We start from the raw sequence: 15542 nt of genomic DNA on the forward strand, positions 1-15542 counted from the left end.
CTCTTGGCCCAGCTGGGAAACCCGCTAAGGAGAACGCGTGGGTATCACGAGAACACGACAGGCTTACGAATTCCCCACCGGTATCGCCCCACCACTGGGAGAGGTCCGGGCCTGGCTGAGAGAGCAGCTGAGCGAGGTCGGACGCACCACCATCGCGGACACCGAGCTGCTGACCACGGAACTGGTCACCAACGCGCACGAACACGCGGACGGCGTCGCCGAGCTCAGGGTTTCCGTCCCCTCGGGCCGGGACGTCGTCCGCGTCGAAGTCGACGACCACCGTCCGCGCCTGTGGCCCCACCGCGGGATCAAGGACGACCCGACGAGTCCTCACGGTCGAGGGCTGGCGCTGGTCGAGGCGATCAGCACCGAATGGGGCGTGGACACCGGCGCCGGGTTCAAGACGGTGTGGGCGGAGATCCCGGTGCTCTGACACGATCATCGCGTGACCGCCCCGCACAGCACCCTGGTCGCGCCGATGCCACGGCCGGGTGACCACGTTCGCCTCATCTCCCCCGCCAGCTTTCCAAGCCGTGAGCTGGTCGCCGAGACCAAGGCGGTACTGGAAAGCTGGGGACTGGTGGTCGAAATCGGGGCGCACGCGTTCGACCAGCGAGGCTTCATGGCCGGCCGGGACGAAGACCGGCTGGCCGATCTCGACGACGCGTTCCGTGACCCGGCCGTCCGCGCCGTGATCGCCACTCGCGGCGGAGCGGGCGCGTACCGCATCGCCGATGATCTCGACTTCGACGCCGTCCGGGCAGATCCCAAGCCGTTGATCGGCTTCAGCGACATCACCGCCCTCCACCTCGCGCTCTGGCGGCACTGCGGGCTGGCGGGGATCCACGGTTCCCTGGCCGGTTCCCGCTCCGCTGCCGCGACTCGGCGGCTCCTGATGGGCGGCGAACCCGCCATCCTCCACCGCGACCCGAGGGCCATGACCGTCGAGGCCGAAGTGCCCGGCACCGCCACCGGCGCCCTCGTCGGCGGCAATCTCGGCACCGTCGCCCACGCGGTCGGCGTCGGCCTGCCTCCGCTGGCGGGCACTATCCTGTTCTTCGAAGCCGAGCGGACGATCGGCCTCGGGCAGGTCGACCGCCAGCTGACCCAGCTGATCCGGTCCGGCGCGCTCCACGGTGTACGGGGGATCGCGCTCGGCCGGTTCCCCGGCTTCGAGGACTACACCGATCGCGGCTGGACCCTCGTCGACGTCTTCAAGGACCGGCTGGGCGCGCTGGGCGTTCCGGTACTCGGCGGAATCGACGCCGGACACGGCGCGGACTCGCTTTCCCTTCCGCTCGGACCGCTTGCCGTACTGGACACGGCCGCGGGCACGCTCACCGTCGAACCGGCGGTCGGCTCAGGAGACGCGGATCCACGGCTCCCCCGAGCCAAGCGCGAAGGACTCCGTTGAACAGCTCGGGATCCTCCACATTCCAGATATGGTGCATCCCCGGCACGAGCCGGGACCGCGTCTGGGGGGCGGCCCGCGCGATTTCCGCGAGGGATCGGCGCACAGCCGGGGAATCCTTCTCCCCCGCCGTCGCGAGCAGCGGCCCGGTATAGCGGCGTACTTCCGCGGGCACACCGCCCGCGCACACCTCGGCGGCCATCGCGGACGCGGTTTCGCGGCGCACCGAGAGACCGTGCTCGACATAACGGGCGCGTGCCTCTCCGGGAAGCCCGAAGGCAGCGGCTTGGGCACGCCAGTACCAGCGGGCCCGCGAGAACGCCGACTGCAGCCCGCAGTACAAGCGCATCCCGGCGCCGGCGGGCATGAGCGGCGCGCTGGTCAGGAACGCCGAACTCACCCGGTCCGGGTGCCGCGCCAGCACACGCAACGCCGTGAGCGCGCCGAGGGACAGCCCGACGAGATCGAACCGGCCGTCGACGCCGTGCCCCGTCACTCTCGCGACGACGTCATCCGCCACCGCGTCCAGACCCGGCCAGCGCTCGCGGACCCGTTCGCCGAAGCCCGGCAGATCCGGCGTGAGCACCGTCCGATCGCCGAACGCGGACAGCTGCGGCTCCCACATCCAGTTCGCGACGTTGCCGCCGTGCAGCAACACCACCGGCCGCTCCACGGTGGCCGTCCCGGCGGAATGCACCTCGGGGAACGCGTTCACGCGAACTCCTCCTCGATCGCGTCGAGCCAGTCCAGTTCGACGCGCAGGTGCGCGATCCCGTTGTCCAGTGTGGACAGTCGCAGCCGGGCCGCCCGATCAGGCGCACCGGACTCCGCCCGCGTCCGCTCGAACCGCTCCAGCCGCGCCTGGGTCGCCTCTCGACGTACCGCCAGGAGGGCACGGAAGGCGTCATCGTCGAGATCCGCACCGAAGAACACCCGCGCCAGGAACGGATCGCGTTCGACGTGACGCTCGGGCTCACTCACCAGCCACTCGGCGAGCGCCGTCCGCCCCGCGGCGGTGATGCGGTGTTCCTGCCGGTCCGGCGCCCCGGAACCCGCCACTTTCTCGACCTCGGCGAGTCCGTCCGTGACGAGCCGGGCGAGGGTGCGATAGATCTGCGCCTTGTCTGCCGCCCAGAAGTGCCCGACGGTCGACTCGAAATGGCGCTTGAGGTCGTAGCCGGTCATGGGCGCGAGGGCGAGCAACCCCAGGATGAGGCGGGAGAGAACCATGCCACTAGTAGACAAGTCATCTATGGGACTTGTCTACTAGGGGGCTACTTCGATTCGACCCGCCCGAGCGGATCGGGCTCGACGGCCAGCGCGTCGGCGGCCTCCTGCCAAGCAGGGTCGCCCGGGTAGAGCTCGCTGCGAAGATAGGCCGCCGTCAGCCGCTGCACCGCGACCACTCGCGCCGGATTCTCGTCCGTCGTCTCGGCGACGTCGTAGCCGGAAATCCCGCCGAGACCGTGTTCCGCGCCGTACAGGGTGAGCAAGGTCTTGCGCCCCGGCGAAAGGAAGTACGGATCGGTGTGCCATTCCGGGCCCCGGACCGTCAGATGCGCCGAGGAGTCCTTGTCACCGGCGACCACGAGCGCGGGCGTCGTCATCGCGGAGAAATCGGTACTGACGAAGAAGGGATAGTTCTCCGCCACGAATTCCGTGACAGCGTCGCCGCCGCGACCGGGCGCGGCGAGCAGCACCCCGGCGGAGACACGGGACTCAGCCAGGTTCACCACCGTGCCGTCACCCGGCTCGGTGTACCGCGCGCCCAGCAGCAGGCTCGCAGTATGCCCGCCCATCGAGTGCCCGGCCACGGCGACCTTGCCCCGGTCCACTCGTCCGCGCAGACCCGGCACCGCGGCCTCGATCTCGTCGAGCCGGTCGAGAATGCCGATCATATCTTCGGCCCGGGACCGTTGATACAGCGGCGCTTCGGGGTGATCGGACCCCAGATCCAAAGTCCTGGAACTGAGATGGGTGGGCTGGAGAACGACGAATCCGTGCGCCGCCCAGTAGTTCACGAGCGGGGCATAGCCGTTCAGCGACGAGAGGTGATTCGAAGGACCCTGACCGTGCGACAGCAGGATGATCGGCAACCCGCCACCGGTCATCGGGGCGGAGACCCGAACCCGCAGATCCACGGCACGACCCGGGGTCGGCAATGTCACCGGGGCGATCGAGATTACTGGCGTACTCATGGCGATTCTTCCCTTGCGAGACGGCACCGCACTAAGCGGAGCACTGTTCCACAAACATACGGAGCGCTGTTCCGCTTTGTCAAACTCCCTTCGCCCGGTCCGCGAGAGCCCGCGCGAGCAAGGCCACCTCGGCCGAAAGTCCGGTCCAGTCATCGGAAGCCGCACCGAGGTAGCCCGCTCGCGCACGCTGGAGCAGCGCGCGGCCATCGCCATCAAGCGTCGGCGCGATGGCCGCCGCCGCGGCGTCCTTCGAGACGATCCCGCCCGTCTCGACGGTCACGACGATCCGCGCGAGCGTAAGCAGGACGTTGCGTTCGTCGCCTTCGATCTCGGACAACAGACCGGGGATGACGCCGAGCGCCGCGTCACGGAGCAGCTCCCGCGGCACCGGATCGAGGAGGTCGGCGAGCGCGGGGCCGCGCAGAACGCGATGCGCCGCATGGGCGGTGGCCACGAGGATCACGACGTCGGGATCCTCGACAGGCCAGGGAAGACGACCTCGCACGAGGTCTTCCCGAAGCCATTCCCCGTACTGGAAATCACGGTGCGACGGCTTGCCCCCGACCACGATCCCGGTCAGTTCGATCGGCCGACGGTCCGCCGCGTCGGGGAATCGGTCGGCGTGGCCACGCCATCCCGAAAGCCGCGACAGCAGGGACACCAGCGCGGCGCGTTCCGATTCGCCGAGCGAGCGGCGGGTGAGCAGCAGCAGATCGACGTCACTGTCCGGTTTGAGCCCACCCGCCGCGGCGGAACCGTAGAGGTACAACCCGAGGACGCCGCCGGGATCTTCCCGGTCGAGATGGTCCAGCAGAGGCTCGACGCGCATGCCTCAACGATCATGTACTACGCAAGGTATTTCCGCGCCCAGTCGGCGAATCCGGTCAGTGGGAGGCCGAGTTCACGCGCGTATTCCGGACGTCCGGGCTGGCCGACCACGTTCAGCCACTCGTGCGAGGCGCCCATCGGCGGCATCCCGGCTGCGACCGCCTGCTCGACGGTCATATCCGGTGCCGCCAGCCGCCTGCCCAGTACTCCGGACAGGACCTCGGCGATCTCCGTCATGGTCAGGAAGTCGCTCGCCAGCTCCAGTTCGACCCCGGTGAACCGCTCCGGTTCGGCGATGACCGCGGCGGCCGCGGCGCCGATGTCGTCGACGGCGGCCAGCGAAAGCGACGTCGACGGCTTGATGACGCTCACCAGACCGCCGTCCACTCCTCGCGGGAAGAGGAACTTCATGTCGGGCAGGAAGTTCTCCATGAAGAAGCCCGGCTTGAGCAGTGTCCACTGGGGAAATCCGGCTTCACGGAGACGGTCTTGGATCGCGGCCTTGGCACCCAGCGTGGGCTCCATCGACGTCCAGCGCCCTTCGGCCCATCCGTCCGCCTCGACGTGCTGGCCGGCACCCGAAACGGAGGTGTGCACGAACTGCGGCACCCCGGCCGCCTTCGCGCCCTCGATGAGGTTGACGCCTTGGGTCACCTCGCCGGCGAAGTCGAATCCGTCGGCGTTCATCCCCGGCATCTGTACCGAGAAGACGGCACGGGCGCCCTTGGCCGCCCGGATGACGGAATCGACGTCGTGGAGGTCACCGACGACGAGTTCGACGCCGAGCGCTTCGACGGCTTGCGCCCTGGCCGGGTCTCGCACCAGAGCTCGGACGGGAACACCGGCCGCGAGCAGGGCACGGGCGGTCGCACCGCCCTGCCTGCCGGTGGCGCCGGTGACCAAAACGGGTGCTGAGGACATGGTTACTCCTTCGGTCGACTAAGTGGCGGGGCCCGCCACTTATCGTCCGCTACAATATGGCGGGGCCCGCCACTTACGCAAACTCCGAGGTGAAGACATGTCCGACGGCCTGCGTGCCGACGCACGGCGCAACTACGCGCGCATCCTCGCGGTCGCCGAGGAGGAGGTCGCGGCCCACGGCTCCGGCGCCTCCCTGGAGCAGATCGCGCGGACCGCCAACGTCGGCTCGGCGACCGTCCGGCGCCACTTCCCCACCCGCCGGGCCCTGCTGGAGGCGGTCTCCGCGAAGCGGATCGCGGCGTTGTGCGCCCGCGCCGTCGAACTGACCGGCGAGGACGACAGCCGGAAGGCGCTCCTGACCTGGCTCGACGAGGTCGTCACCTACTGCGTCTCCGCCCGGGGTTTGGCGGCCGCGCTCGCCTACGACGGTCCCCCGGAGCACGAGAATTCCTGTTCCGCCGCCATCGAGGAAGCAGGGGATCCGCTCGTGCGGCAGGCCGCGCGGGATGGCGTGGTGTCTCCGGACGTCACCGTCGCCGACTTGATCACCCTGATCGTCGGCATCGTCCTGGCCACCGAGCGCTACCCGGATCCCGCCGCACAGGCGGACCGCCTGTTCCGGTTGGCCGTCGCGGGTCTGAGCCCCCGGACATGAAAGGGGCGGGCGGCCCGCCAGAAGGAAGAACACCGTGCCGTACAACGCCGCGGACAGCATGCCGTTGGCCATGNCTCTTCCGATCTGGGACTTCTGGCGACCTCGGCCTGTTTCGCGGCGCTGATCCCCGCGACCGAAGGAGCGGTCTCCCGCTCCGGCCCCGAAAACACCTCCGGTCTACCGCGAGCCGCGGCGGCTCGGCGAGACCACCACCGGCACCGGCCAGCCGTTGATCACGAACTGCGACCCCGGCTCACGGACGACGTCGCCGTTCGCGGAGTTCGTGATCGTCACGTTCGTCAAGGTCGCGCTGCCACGGGCGCCGCTCATAGCGAGGATGCCCGCGCCGTTGTTGGACTTGTCGATCTTGACGTCGGTGAGGGCCGCGGTCACGACGCCGCCGCCCGTCTTGAACTGGACACCGTCGTAGGTCGAATCGTGGATCTCCGTGTCCCGCAGGACGACCCCGGGAATGTCCTTGCCCTGCGCGAAGAACGTGATCGCGCCGAACTCCTGCTGCTCGCCCCAGAACACGCCGCCGCAGCGGTACAGGGCGTTGTTCGCGATGAGCGTCTCCCCGGAGAACGGCAGCGGATCGTGATCCGTCGCCAGCATGATGCCCGGATAGTTCATCGTGTCGTGGACGATGTTGTTCTCGATCTTGTTGCCGTAGCCGCCGTAGATCGCGATCCCGTTGGCACGCCACGGAAGCTGGATCGTGTTGTTGGCGAACACGTTGTCGTGCGCGATGTCCTGTGACGGATCCTTCACGTACTGGTTCGCCCACACCGCGAGCGAATCGTCGCCGGTGGTACGGAACGACGAGTTGAACACCTTCGAGTTGCGGGTGCCGTTGGTGAAGTTGATGCCGTCGGCGTAGGTGTTCCGGATCCGCATGCCGCTGAACTCGAGACCGTCGCCGGGGCCCCAGAGCGCCGGCAGGTTGCTGTAGTCCCGGCCGACCCACACGCCGACGTTGGCGTGCTCGATCCACACGTTGGAGATCTTCGTGCCGGTGCCGAAGCGACCGTTGAGGCCGACGCCGCCTTCCGCGCCGCCGTCGCCGCCGCGGATCCGGCCGGAACCGAAGATGGCGATGTCGGAGATCTGCGTGTTCTTGTCGATGTCGAACCCGAAATTGCCCTCGTGCGGATGGTTGATGCCGCCCGCGTTCTGCGGCTCGATCTGCGAATACAGCTGCGCATGCCACATGCCCGCGCCGCGGATCGTCACGTTGGAGATGCCGATCTGGTTGTACTGGCCACCGCCGTTGGGCACGTTCGGGTCGTCGGTCAGGATCTTCTTCTCCTGCCGCCACTGCCCCGCCGGGATCCAGACACAGCCGATCACGCCGTTCTGGTCGTCGGTCACCGCGCGCTGGATCGCCGCCGAGTCGTCGTTCCCGTCGTTCGGCACGGCGCCGTACTCCGTGATCGACACGCAGTTCGCGGGCTTCTCCGACGCGGGGGCGACCTGCTCCAGATCGATGAGGTCGACGATGTAGAACGCCGCGTTGTCACCGCTGTCCCGCTGCAGCTTGAACTTCGTGCCCGGCGGATACGACCGCGACAGCAGCGCGTGCGACTCGTCGAACAGCCGTCGCGCGTTGGCCTGCGGGGTATTGGTCAGGCCTTCGGGATCGTCGGTGCTGCCGTAGAGCCAGCTGTGCTTCGACGACAACGTCAGCTTCTGCGCGAAAGTCCCGTTGACGTAAAGGCTGAGCGTCGCGTCCTGCCCGCCACCACCGGGGCCGTCGGGAATGGAATTGCGCACGACGATCGAGTTCGCCTGGTTCGCCGACGTGAACTCCACGTACTGCCCCGGATTCGCCAGCCGCACGGACTTGCGGCCCGACGATTCCGTCGCGAAGTTCGTGTGGCCGAACGTGCGGAGCGGGTCGGCTTCCAGCAGTTGCCCTTGGTACTGCGCGGCTTCCGCCTCGTATTCGACGTACGGGACCGCCGCGCCGCGGCCCACGACGATCGCCCGCGAGAGGTTGTTGTTCGACTCGTTGGTCTCCGTGACCGTGCCGTTCGCGTCGGCCGTCGCGGTGAGGGTCGCGCCACCGTCGGCGGCGGTCCACGTGCCCGAGATCGCGACGTTCGCGGTGGCGCCCGCCTCGATCGCACCGGTGGCGCCGGTCAGTGTGGTGCCGCCGACGGCCAGCCGCGTCACCGAAGCGCCCGCGCCGCTCGTGCCGCGGTTGCGCACCGCGACGGTGAAGGACACCGCCGAACCGGCCGCCGGATTGGGCGGGTTCGAGGTGATGCCGGTGACCTCGAGGTCGGGCCCCGGCGATTGGGCGACGACCAGCGGCGTCGGCGAGGTGTAGGTGTTGTTCGTTTCGTCCTGCTCGGCCATCTTGCCCGCCGGATCGGCGGTGGCGGCCACGGTGTAGGTCCCTTGTGGACGCGTGCCCGCGTCGACGGTGACCGTGGCGGACTCACCGGCGGCGAGTGCGCCGACCGCCGCGTCACCGGCGACGGTGCCGCCGAGGCTGACGTTCACGGTGGTGGCGGCCGCGTTCGCGGTGCCGGTGTTCTTCACGGTCGCCGACACGGCGAGCCTGCTGGTCTCCGTCGGGTGCTCCGGCGTCCAGGTCGTGCCGGTGACGACGAGGTCCGGGTTCGGCGCGGGAGTGCCGAACACCTGGAATTCCGCGACCTGACCGCCGGGTGCACCGGAGTTGGCGAAGAACTGAAGACGTACCTCCGCGGCGCGTCCGCTGACCGGGATGACCACCGAATTCTGGTTGGTGGCCGGGTCGAAGCGGTGGTCGGCTCGCGCCGACAGGGTGGTGAACGCGGTGGAACCCTGCGGACGACCAAGGACCTCGAAATTCTGTGTCCGCGCACCCCAGATCGCGTCCGGGTTGAGTTTCACCACGACCGAGTCGACATCCGCGTCGACCCCGAGCTTCACCGTCAGCGCGTTCGGGTACCCCGCGGCGGATTCCCAGTACGTGGCGGTGTTGTTGTCGTTGGCGTTGGCCGCGACGAACGAATGGACCGTCGACGTGGCCTCGATCGGTTTGCCCGCCGCCAGGTTCGCGCCCGCGCTCGTCCCGGAGCGCACGACGTGGTCACTGTCGCCGGATTCGTTGCCCGCCGCGTCCTTGGCGCGCACGAAGTACTCGACCCGGGTCCCCGTGGGCCTGGATTCGGTGAACGTGGTGCCGGTGATCGTGGTGACCGGCGTCCCGTCGCGATAGACGGTGTAGCCGTCGACACCGACGTTGTCGGCCGAGGGCGACCAGGTCAGCCGGATCTGGCCGGCGACGGGCTCGGTCAGCGCGAGATTCGCCGGCGCGCTCGGCGCCTGCGTGTCGCCGGTGTCCGGCCCGTACAGCTCGAATTCCGCGAGCTGCGCGGCGGGCCATCGCGAGTTCGCGGTGACCTGCAACCGCACGTAGCGGGCCGACGCGGTCATCGGGATGGTGACGGTGTTGGTGCCGGGAGCGAACGCGTAGCCGGCCGGCGCGGCGAGGTCGGTGAACGCCGCGCCGTCGGTGCTTCCGCGCACGGCCAGTGTCTGGGTGCGGGATTCCCAGCCCGCGGGCAGTTTCAGCACGATCCGCGAAAGGGACTTCGCCGTGCCGAGGTCGGCCTGGATCCACTGCGGGAACGCGTTGTTGGCGGATTCCCAGTAGCTCTCCTGGTTCCCGTCGACGGCGTTCGCGACGGGATAACCGGGCAGCGCGCTGCTCGCCGACACTGTGCGGGTCAGCGGCACTTCGGCGAGCGCGGCCGGAACGGGTGTGGCGACGGGGTCGGGAGGTGGCCCGCTCGCGGCGGACGCGAGGGAGAGTCCGGCGACGGAAAGCCCCGAGACCAGGAGACCGGCGATGAGCCGGGACAGGCGCATACGTGTCATGGCGTCTTCTCTTCTTTGAGACGGCGGGGAGGGAGCCAGAGCCGTACGAGCATGCAACAACCCGGAGACAAGATGCAAGAAGTCGACATGTTTCAGAAATTTTTCGACTACTACCTGCGAGGACTACCCAAGTTGTCCGCTGCGCTTACGCGCGTTCTCTCGGTTTTGCCGCTTTCTTTGCCTGCAGCGGACTTTGAGATCAAGTATTCCGCCAATACGGAGTACAGCTGTACACTCAAATCCAGGGCTAGCCGCGTGGAGGTCGATCCTGATGGACGTGACGAAAACCTTGAGGTCCGCACTCACCGGGACGACGAACGAGTCGAGGTCCGCCGTCCGGGAGCTGCGGCGGGAGACCGAAGACCTCGTGGCGCGCCGTGCGGGCCGGACGGCGAACCGGCTGACCGAACTGGGCGAGCGGCTCGCCGATCTGGTCCTGGTCTCCGGAAGCAGGCTCGCGGGCCTCGCCGAGCGGCACAACATGCCCGCGGGCGAGGGCGTCCGCCGGGAGGCGGGCCGGATCGGCGAGTCGGTCGAGCGGTTGTCCGCCACGCTGTCGGAACGGACAATCCTGCTCGCCGAGGAACTGCTCGACGCCAGGCCGCCCGGGAAACGCCGTCGTCGATGATTACGGAGTAACTCGCGTGTCCGTGAAGGCCTCCTTGCCCACCCTGAAGGTCAGGGGCTCGGCAAAGTCGCATAGACGCTGGTCAGCGTCGCTGTTGGCGATTCGGACGGGGCGGGCGACAGGGGGCATGAACGGACGGTGTCCACAAAGGACGCCAGTTCACGACCAACCCGACCCACGACCAGGGCCGAAGGCGCCCTTCGTCACATCAGACGCAGCGAAGGGAGCCTTCGCCCCACCTGTCAACCTCGCCCAAGATCAACTTAAGCTACGTGACCTTGGGTTCTAATCCTCTTTGCCGCTCACGACCCCGCACAAACGCCCGGATCGAGCACAGTCGCCCCGAAAGTGGCCCCCGTGGACAGCCGAGAAGGCGCCCGGCCACTGTAACGAGCCCCAATCCGGCACCCACTTGACCAGCGGATAGCCGACTTTGCCGGGACCCTGACCCTGAAGGTAGTGAAGGAGGCCTTCACGGACCCCCGACGCCACGTCAGCCCCAGACGCACCAGCAATCACAGCGATCGCGCGCGAAGACTCCTCCCTCGGCTCAGCCAAGGAAACTCGACCTTCGCACCTTCCGAAGTACTTGAAGGCCCCTTCATGTACTTCAAGAGAGGCGGCGCGGTGAGCGCAGCCGCCCGTGTCGCGAAAGTGGCTTTCGCGACACGCCTGACGTCACCTCACGACTCCCCGCTGACACATCGGTGCCACCGGCACTCTCGTGCCGAAAGCCCAGGTCCAGCGCCGCCCGGTGCGGCCTTCTCCCGTCTTTAGTCGCTATCTACCGCCGTATCCGCCTGCCTAGCATGGGAAACCGATTTCGGATCCGGCCGGGCGATCCCTGGCGATCCGTCGCGGCCGCAAAACGGGTGACCCGTCGATTCCTTTCCCCGATTCCCCTGCATTGGAAGGCACCCATGCGCATCCGAGGTCTCATCACCGCCCTGCTGTGCGCGGCCGGGCTCACGACGGTCGCGCCCGCCGCCGTCGCGGCCCCCATCATCGACGGCGAATACGCCCAGTCCGGCCCGTGGGCCGCCATGATCGAACAGAACGGCAGCCAGTGGTGCTCCGGTTCGATCATCAGCGCCCGTTGGGTGCTCACGGCCCACCACTGCGTCGACGAACCCGGCGCCGACTACTCCGTCCGGGTGGGCGACGTCGATCATCGGGCCGGAACGTACGCCGTGGTGGCCGACATCCACACCCCCGCCGGCGGCGCCGACATCGCGCTGCTGAGGCTCGACCGCTCGGTGAGCACGACGTACGCGTCCCTCGGTACTTCCGTCGCCGTCGGTGACACCGAATACGTTTATGGCTGGGGCTACAACGAAGACGGTGACCTGCAGCGCTACCTCAAGGTCGCCAGGATGACGGTGACCAGTGTCGGGAGTGGACTGATCAAGGCCCGCCGGGGCAACGGGCTGACCAACGGCGGCGACTCCGGCGGTCCGGTCTTCGTCGGTGGCAAGCAGGTCGGCGTGCATATCGCCGGCAACAAGGTGGACACCTCGACGCACACCAGCATCTCGGCGAACCGCACCTGGATCCGCGACACCTCGGGCGTCTAGGTTCGGCGAACCGGTCCGGGAGCGGTGGCGCCACCACTCCCGGACCGCTGAGAGGCAGGTGGAAAGTGGCATCGACGACTCCCGCGGACGGTCTCGGCACGCAGCTGGCCAGGCTGGGACTCGGTGAGACCGCCTCCCGGGTCTACCGGCGGATGCTCGACAGCGCGCCCGTCACCGCCGAGGAGCTGGCCTGGCGGGAGGACGACGCGGAGACCGTCCAGCTCGCACTGAAAGAACTGGCCGACGCGGGCCTCGCGGTGTCGTCCGGAGTGGACGGGTCCGAATACGTCCCCGCGAACCCCAGCGAAGCGCTCACCGCACTGACCACGCGACGGCAGGCCGAACTGCACGACGCGCGGCTCGCGGTCCAGACCGCGTACCGCGCCTTCCGGCGGGCGCATTCGGGGATGCCGAACGCGCAGGACCTGCTCGAAGTGGTCACGGGCGACGCCATCATCCCCCGGCTTCAGCATCTCGCGACCACGGTGCGGCATCAGGTGCGCCGCCTCGACTCCCCGCCCTATTTCACCGGCGGCCGCCGGAATCTACTGGAGGAGGAGCAACTGCGGCGCGGGATCACCTACCGTTGTGTCTACAGTGGAGCGTCACTCGGCGATCCCGGCTATCTCGTCGCGAACATCCTGCCGTGCCTGCGGGCAGGCGAACAGGCCCGCCTGCTGCCCGAGCTGCCGGTGAAACTGACACTGTTCGACGACCGTGCGGCGACCATCGCGCTGACCATCCGCGAGGCCGATCGCAACCAGTCCATCGTCATCGTGCGGCCTTGCAGCCTTTTCTCCGCGCTGGAAGGCTTGTTCGAAACCTCCTGGGCGGCCGCGCTTCCACTCGACCGGCATGGACGGACGTCCGAACAGCCGATCCGGCCGGTCGAACGGGAACTGCTGCTCCTGCTCGCCGCCGGGCGCAAGGACGACGAGATCGCCGCCGAACTCGGCGTCAGCAGGCGCACCCTGTTCCGCTATCTCGAGAACCTGATGGACCGCGCGGGCGTGTCCAGCCGGTTCCAGCTGGGGATCTTCGCCGCGCACAACGACTGGCTCTGAGGCCCCCGCATTCAGTCCTCTGAATACGGGGGCCTCACCCGGACGGGGTCACCCGGGTGGCGGCGAGGGCGCCGGGAGCGGATGGTGATCTTGGAAGGAGGGCGGAATCATGGGGAATCACCGGCACCACACCGGCACCGCGTCGCTCCGGATCGCCACCGCGGGCCTGCGGGTGATCGCGGTCGTCGTCGCGGTCGCGGCCTGCGCCTGGCTCGCGCTCTGGCTCGCGTTCACCCTCTGAGTCCCGCCGGTCCCGGCTGGGCTTCCGGCGGGCTCTCGGGTTCCGGAATCGGGCGGTCCGGCCCCGGATCGGGGACCCGTTCGGGCACCCCGGGATCCGGGACCGGCTCCGGCCTGCCCGGGTCCGGCACCGGTTCGGGAATCCCGGGGTCGGGGACGCCGGGGTCCGGCGGCATGGGGTTCGGCGGCGCCGGAGGCGCGGTCATTCGAGCAGTCGTCATCGCACTACCTCCTGCTCACGCCACTACCCGGTCCGCCGCCGGACGAAACGGCCCGTTAGCCCGTCTGGGTGGCGATCCAGTCCGCGATGACGTCCGCGCGGGAGGTCGTCTCGATCCCGGCGTGCGGGCAGTCCGGCCCGGTGGCCTCCAGCGAGACCAAGGTGCCGCCCTTGCCTTCCGGGACGAAGTACGGCGCGCCCGAGTCGTACGTGCAGGCACTGGTCGTGATCGAGGGTGCCGCGCCGCGGACACCGATCGTCGTCGGGGCCACCGTCGCCACCTGGACCGTGCCTTGCTGCATCCGGGTGGCCGGAGCGGGGTTCTTGGCGGTCAGGCTGCCCCAGCCCGCCAGCGTCAGCTGCTGGCCGATCTTCGGGAGCACCCGGTTCACCGTCAGCGGAGTCACCGTCGTCACCGGGGTGTCCAGTTTGATGAGAGCGACGTCGTTTTCCTTCGCCTGCAGCACTTCGGTCGCCTTGCGGGCCACGCCTGATTCGATCGCCTCGTCGACGAGGCCCAACGTCACCGTCGTCGGATACGGCACCTTGCCCGCGACGCGCTTGCGGTGCGCGTCGTGGAAGCAGTGCCCCGTGGTGGCGACCCAGCCGGGCGCGACCAGCGCACCCGTGCAGTAACTGCTGTAGGTCGAGCCGTCCGGGCGGGGGATCTTCGTCATCGCGATCTTCGCGACGAACCCGAACTGCCCTGGTGGGACATCGGTGCCGTGGGCGACGTCCGGCGCGGCGAACGCGGCCGGAGCGGTGGTGATGGTCAGGACAGCAGCGGCCAGCAGGGCGCGCAGACGCAATTTCTTACCCTTCGTCGATGAGGTGATCCGAGGCTAAGACCCCTGCGCGACAAGGGGAATTCCCTGACCAGGTGTCACCCGATGGCACGCCGCCCGCCGGCCGGTTCACCGCGGCGGGCGAGCCAGTGGCGATAGGGATGGCTGCTTTCGGTGTCGGACCGGTAGGCCGCCTCGGCCGCGACGATCAAGACGTCGCTGTCCGCGCCGAAGGCACCTTCCGCACTCCAGGCGATCAGATACCGCATCCACAACGGATCCCCCGCCAGGGGCCGGATCGCGATCCCGGGTGAGGCGGGAAAGGTGACCTGGCAGGGGGAAATCGCCCGGCCGGCGGCGATCAGGCGTTGCAGAGGCCGCAGCTCGGTGCTCCGGTGCGCCACCTGCGGCCGGAATCCCGCCCGGGCACAGGCTTCCTCGAAGCACTCCGGCCAGCCGGCACCGTCGGAGGGCCCGAGCACCCACCGCTCCGCGGCCAGGTCGGCGAGGTCGATCTCGGCGCGGCAGGCGGCCGGATGGTCCGCGGCGATCGCCACGAACACCGGTTGCGTGGCCAAGGGCCGCGACGCCACCCCAGGGGCCGGCGGCAGGCTGTGCCCGGGATAGTCGGCGACCACGGCGGCGTCGAGTTGCCCGCCTGCCACGAGATCCAGCAACCGCAACGGCGAGAACTCGGTGGTCACCGAAACCGCTTGCCCCCGGCCGGAATCGCCGAGCCGGTCCGCCAGCTCGACGACCATCGAACCGCCGATCCCACCCAGCGCGACAGGGCGCTTCTCGCCTTCCGCCAGGAAACGCGCCGCGTCCCGGTGCATCGTGTCCGCCGCGGCGAGGACGGCGCGGGCCCGGACGAGCACGCATTCACCGAACGCCGTCGGGAATACCCCGTCCCGCCCTCGGACGAACAAGATTCCCCCGAACGCGCGCTCGATCCGCTGAACGGCGGCGGTCAACGCGGGCTGGGTGCTCCCGATCCCGATCGCCGCGCGCGTGATGCTGCCCGCGTCGGCGACGGCGCACACCACTCGCAGGTGACGTAACTCGACGTCCATCACGCGGACCTTATGGCCACTTGGGATGTGCCGGAAGCCGTCGAAAGTCGGGATCGTTTTTCGTACTCCCCC

The 15542-nt window shown here is 68.9% G+C and carries 16 protein-coding genes; 7 read left to right on the forward strand and 9 right to left on the reverse strand.

The genetic code is table 11. The features are described 5' to 3' along the window. Positions 1-37: 37 nt before the first annotated feature. Together LCL61_RS27685 and LCL61_RS27690 are read left to right on the forward strand one after the other, a co-directional pair. The gene (locus LCL61_RS27685; protein WP_340682441.1) at positions 38-433 is read left to right on the forward strand and encodes an ATP-binding protein; all 396 of its coding nucleotides are present in this window, start codon (positions 38-40) and stop codon (positions 431-433) included. A 12-nt stretch (positions 434-445) separates the two neighbouring features. Next, the gene (locus tag LCL61_RS27690) at positions 446-1414 is read left to right on the forward strand and encodes an LD-carboxypeptidase (RefSeq protein WP_340682442.1); all 969 of its coding nucleotides are present in this window, start codon (positions 446-448) and stop codon (positions 1412-1414) included. On the opposite strand, the gene LCL61_RS27695 is transcribed toward LCL61_RS27690, so the two are convergent. The 5 genes from LCL61_RS27695 to LCL61_RS27715 form a co-directional block, all read right to left on the reverse strand. Further along, the gene (locus LCL61_RS27695) at positions 1338-2126 is read right to left on the reverse strand and encodes an alpha/beta hydrolase (protein WP_340682443.1); all 789 of its coding nucleotides are present in this window, start codon (positions 2124-2126) and stop codon (positions 1338-1340) included. The genes LCL61_RS27690 and LCL61_RS27695 overlap by 77 nt on opposite strands. Next, positions 2123-2641: a PadR family transcriptional regulator gene (locus LCL61_RS27700; protein WP_340682444.1), complete on the reverse strand. Its 519-nt coding sequence runs from the start codon at positions 2639-2641 to the stop codon at positions 2123-2125. The genes LCL61_RS27695 and LCL61_RS27700 overlap by 4 nt, the downstream gene beginning before the upstream one ends. Before the next feature lie 44 nt (positions 2642-2685). After that, the gene (locus tag LCL61_RS27705) at positions 2686-3609 is read right to left on the reverse strand and encodes an alpha/beta hydrolase family protein (protein ID WP_340682445.1); all 924 of its coding nucleotides are present in this window, start codon (positions 3607-3609) and stop codon (positions 2686-2688) included. Between the two features lie 79 nt (positions 3610-3688). Further along, positions 3689-4438 carry an aminoglycoside adenylyltransferase domain-containing protein gene (locus LCL61_RS27710; protein WP_340682446.1) on the reverse strand — a complete coding sequence of 250 codons (750 nt, stop codon included), beginning with the start codon at positions 4436-4438 and terminating at the stop codon, positions 3689-3691. 17 nt (positions 4439-4455) lie between these two features. After that, positions 4456-5358, reverse strand: a complete 903-nt coding sequence (locus LCL61_RS27715; RefSeq protein ID WP_340682447.1) for an NmrA family NAD(P)-binding protein — start codon at positions 5356-5358, stop codon at positions 4456-4458. Between the two features lie 97 nt (positions 5359-5455). Between LCL61_RS27715 and LCL61_RS27720 the strand changes: the two genes are divergently transcribed. Next, positions 5456-6013, forward strand: a complete 558-nt coding sequence (locus tag LCL61_RS27720) for a helix-turn-helix domain-containing protein (protein WP_340682448.1) — start codon at positions 5456-5458, stop codon at positions 6011-6013. Positions 6014-6190: 177 nt separating this feature from the next. Here the strand turns inward: LCL61_RS27720 and LCL61_RS27725 are convergent, their stop codons facing one another. Continuing rightward, positions 6191-9886 (reverse strand): CARDB domain-containing protein, encoded by a 3696-nt coding sequence (locus tag LCL61_RS27725; protein WP_340682449.1) that lies wholly within the window; start codon positions 9884-9886, stop codon positions 6191-6193. Between the two features lie 271 nt (positions 9887-10157). Between LCL61_RS27725 and LCL61_RS27730 the strand changes: the two genes are divergently transcribed. The 4 genes from LCL61_RS27730 to LCL61_RS27745 all read left to right on the forward strand — a co-directional run bounded on the left by LCL61_RS27730 (position 10158) and on the right by LCL61_RS27745 (position 13393). Next, positions 10158-10514, forward strand: coding sequence for a hypothetical protein (locus LCL61_RS27730; RefSeq protein WP_340682450.1), 357 nt, complete (start codon positions 10158-10160; stop codon positions 10512-10514). Positions 10515-11434: 920 nt separating this feature from the next. After that, positions 11435-12088, forward strand: coding sequence for a S1 family peptidase (locus LCL61_RS27735; protein WP_340682451.1), 654 nt, complete (start codon positions 11435-11437; stop codon positions 12086-12088). 65 nt (positions 12089-12153) lie between these two features. Further along, positions 12154-13152 (forward strand): LuxR C-terminal-related transcriptional regulator, encoded by a 999-nt coding sequence (locus LCL61_RS27740; RefSeq protein WP_340682452.1) that lies wholly within the window; start codon positions 12154-12156, stop codon positions 13150-13152. A gap of 109 nt (positions 13153-13261) precedes the next feature. After that, on the forward strand, positions 13262-13393 hold the full coding sequence (locus LCL61_RS27745) for a hypothetical protein (RefSeq protein ID WP_255432080.1): 132 nt from the start codon (positions 13262-13264) through the stop codon (positions 13391-13393). Here LCL61_RS27745 and LCL61_RS27750 read toward each other — a convergent pair. From LCL61_RS27750 to LCL61_RS27760, 3 genes are all read right to left on the reverse strand, one after another. Further along, positions 13383-13613, reverse strand: coding sequence for a hypothetical protein (locus LCL61_RS27750; RefSeq protein WP_340682453.1), 231 nt, complete (start codon positions 13611-13613; stop codon positions 13383-13385). The two genes, LCL61_RS27745 and LCL61_RS27750, sit on opposite strands and share 11 nt — an antisense overlap. Before the next feature lie 55 nt (positions 13614-13668). Beyond that, the gene (locus LCL61_RS27755) at positions 13669-14421 is read right to left on the reverse strand and encodes a trypsin-like serine protease (RefSeq protein ID WP_340682454.1); all 753 of its coding nucleotides are present in this window, start codon (positions 14419-14421) and stop codon (positions 13669-13671) included. Between the two features lie 74 nt (positions 14422-14495). Beyond that, positions 14496-15470 (reverse strand): LysR family transcriptional regulator, encoded by a 975-nt coding sequence (locus LCL61_RS27760; protein WP_340682455.1) that lies wholly within the window; start codon positions 15468-15470, stop codon positions 14496-14498. Between the last annotated feature and the right edge of the window lie 72 nt (positions 15471-15542).

The sequence above is a fragment of the Amycolatopsis coloradensis genome (assembly GCF_037997115.1).
Taxonomy (GTDB): Bacteria; Actinomycetota; Actinomycetes; order Mycobacteriales; family Pseudonocardiaceae; genus Amycolatopsis; species Amycolatopsis coloradensis_A.

What these genes read in the sequence shown, in the direction of transcription:
- LCL61_RS27700 (WP_340682444.1), bottom strand. Translation starts at nt 2,641, where the DNA reads ATGGTTCTCTCCCGCCTCATCCTGGGGTTGCTCGCCCTCGCGCCCATG.
- LCL61_RS27705 (WP_340682445.1), bottom strand. Translation starts at nt 3,609, where the DNA reads ATGAGTACGCCAGTAATCTCGATCGCCCCGGTGACATTGCCGACCCCG.
- LCL61_RS27710 (WP_340682446.1), bottom strand. Translation starts at nt 4,438, where the DNA reads ATGCGCGTCGAGCCTCTGCTGGACCATCTCGACCGGGAAGATCCCGGC.
- LCL61_RS27715 (WP_340682447.1), bottom strand. Translation starts at nt 5,358, where the DNA reads ATGTCCTCAGCACCCGTTTTGGTCACCGGCGCCACCGGCAGGCAGGGC.
- LCL61_RS27720 (WP_340682448.1), top strand. Translation starts at nt 5,456, where the DNA reads ATGTCCGACGGCCTGCGTGCCGACGCACGGCGCAACTACGCGCGCATC.
- LCL61_RS27725 (WP_340682449.1), bottom strand. Translation starts at nt 9,886, where the DNA reads ATGACACGTATGCGCCTGTCCCGGCTCATCGCCGGTCTCCTGGTCTCG.
- LCL61_RS27730 (WP_340682450.1), top strand. Translation starts at nt 10,158, where the DNA reads ATGGACGTGACGAAAACCTTGAGGTCCGCACTCACCGGGACGACGAAC.
- LCL61_RS27735 (WP_340682451.1), top strand. Translation starts at nt 11,435, where the DNA reads ATGCGCATCCGAGGTCTCATCACCGCCCTGCTGTGCGCGGCCGGGCTC.
- LCL61_RS27745 (WP_255432080.1), top strand. Translation starts at nt 13,262, where the DNA reads ATGGGGAATCACCGGCACCACACCGGCACCGCGTCGCTCCGGATCGCC.
- LCL61_RS27750 (WP_340682453.1), bottom strand. Translation starts at nt 13,613, where the DNA reads ATGACGACTGCTCGAATGACCGCGCCTCCGGCGCCGCCGAACCCCATG.
- LCL61_RS27760 (WP_340682455.1), bottom strand. Translation starts at nt 15,470, where the DNA reads ATGGACGTCGAGTTACGTCACCTGCGAGTGGTGTGCGCCGTCGCCGAC.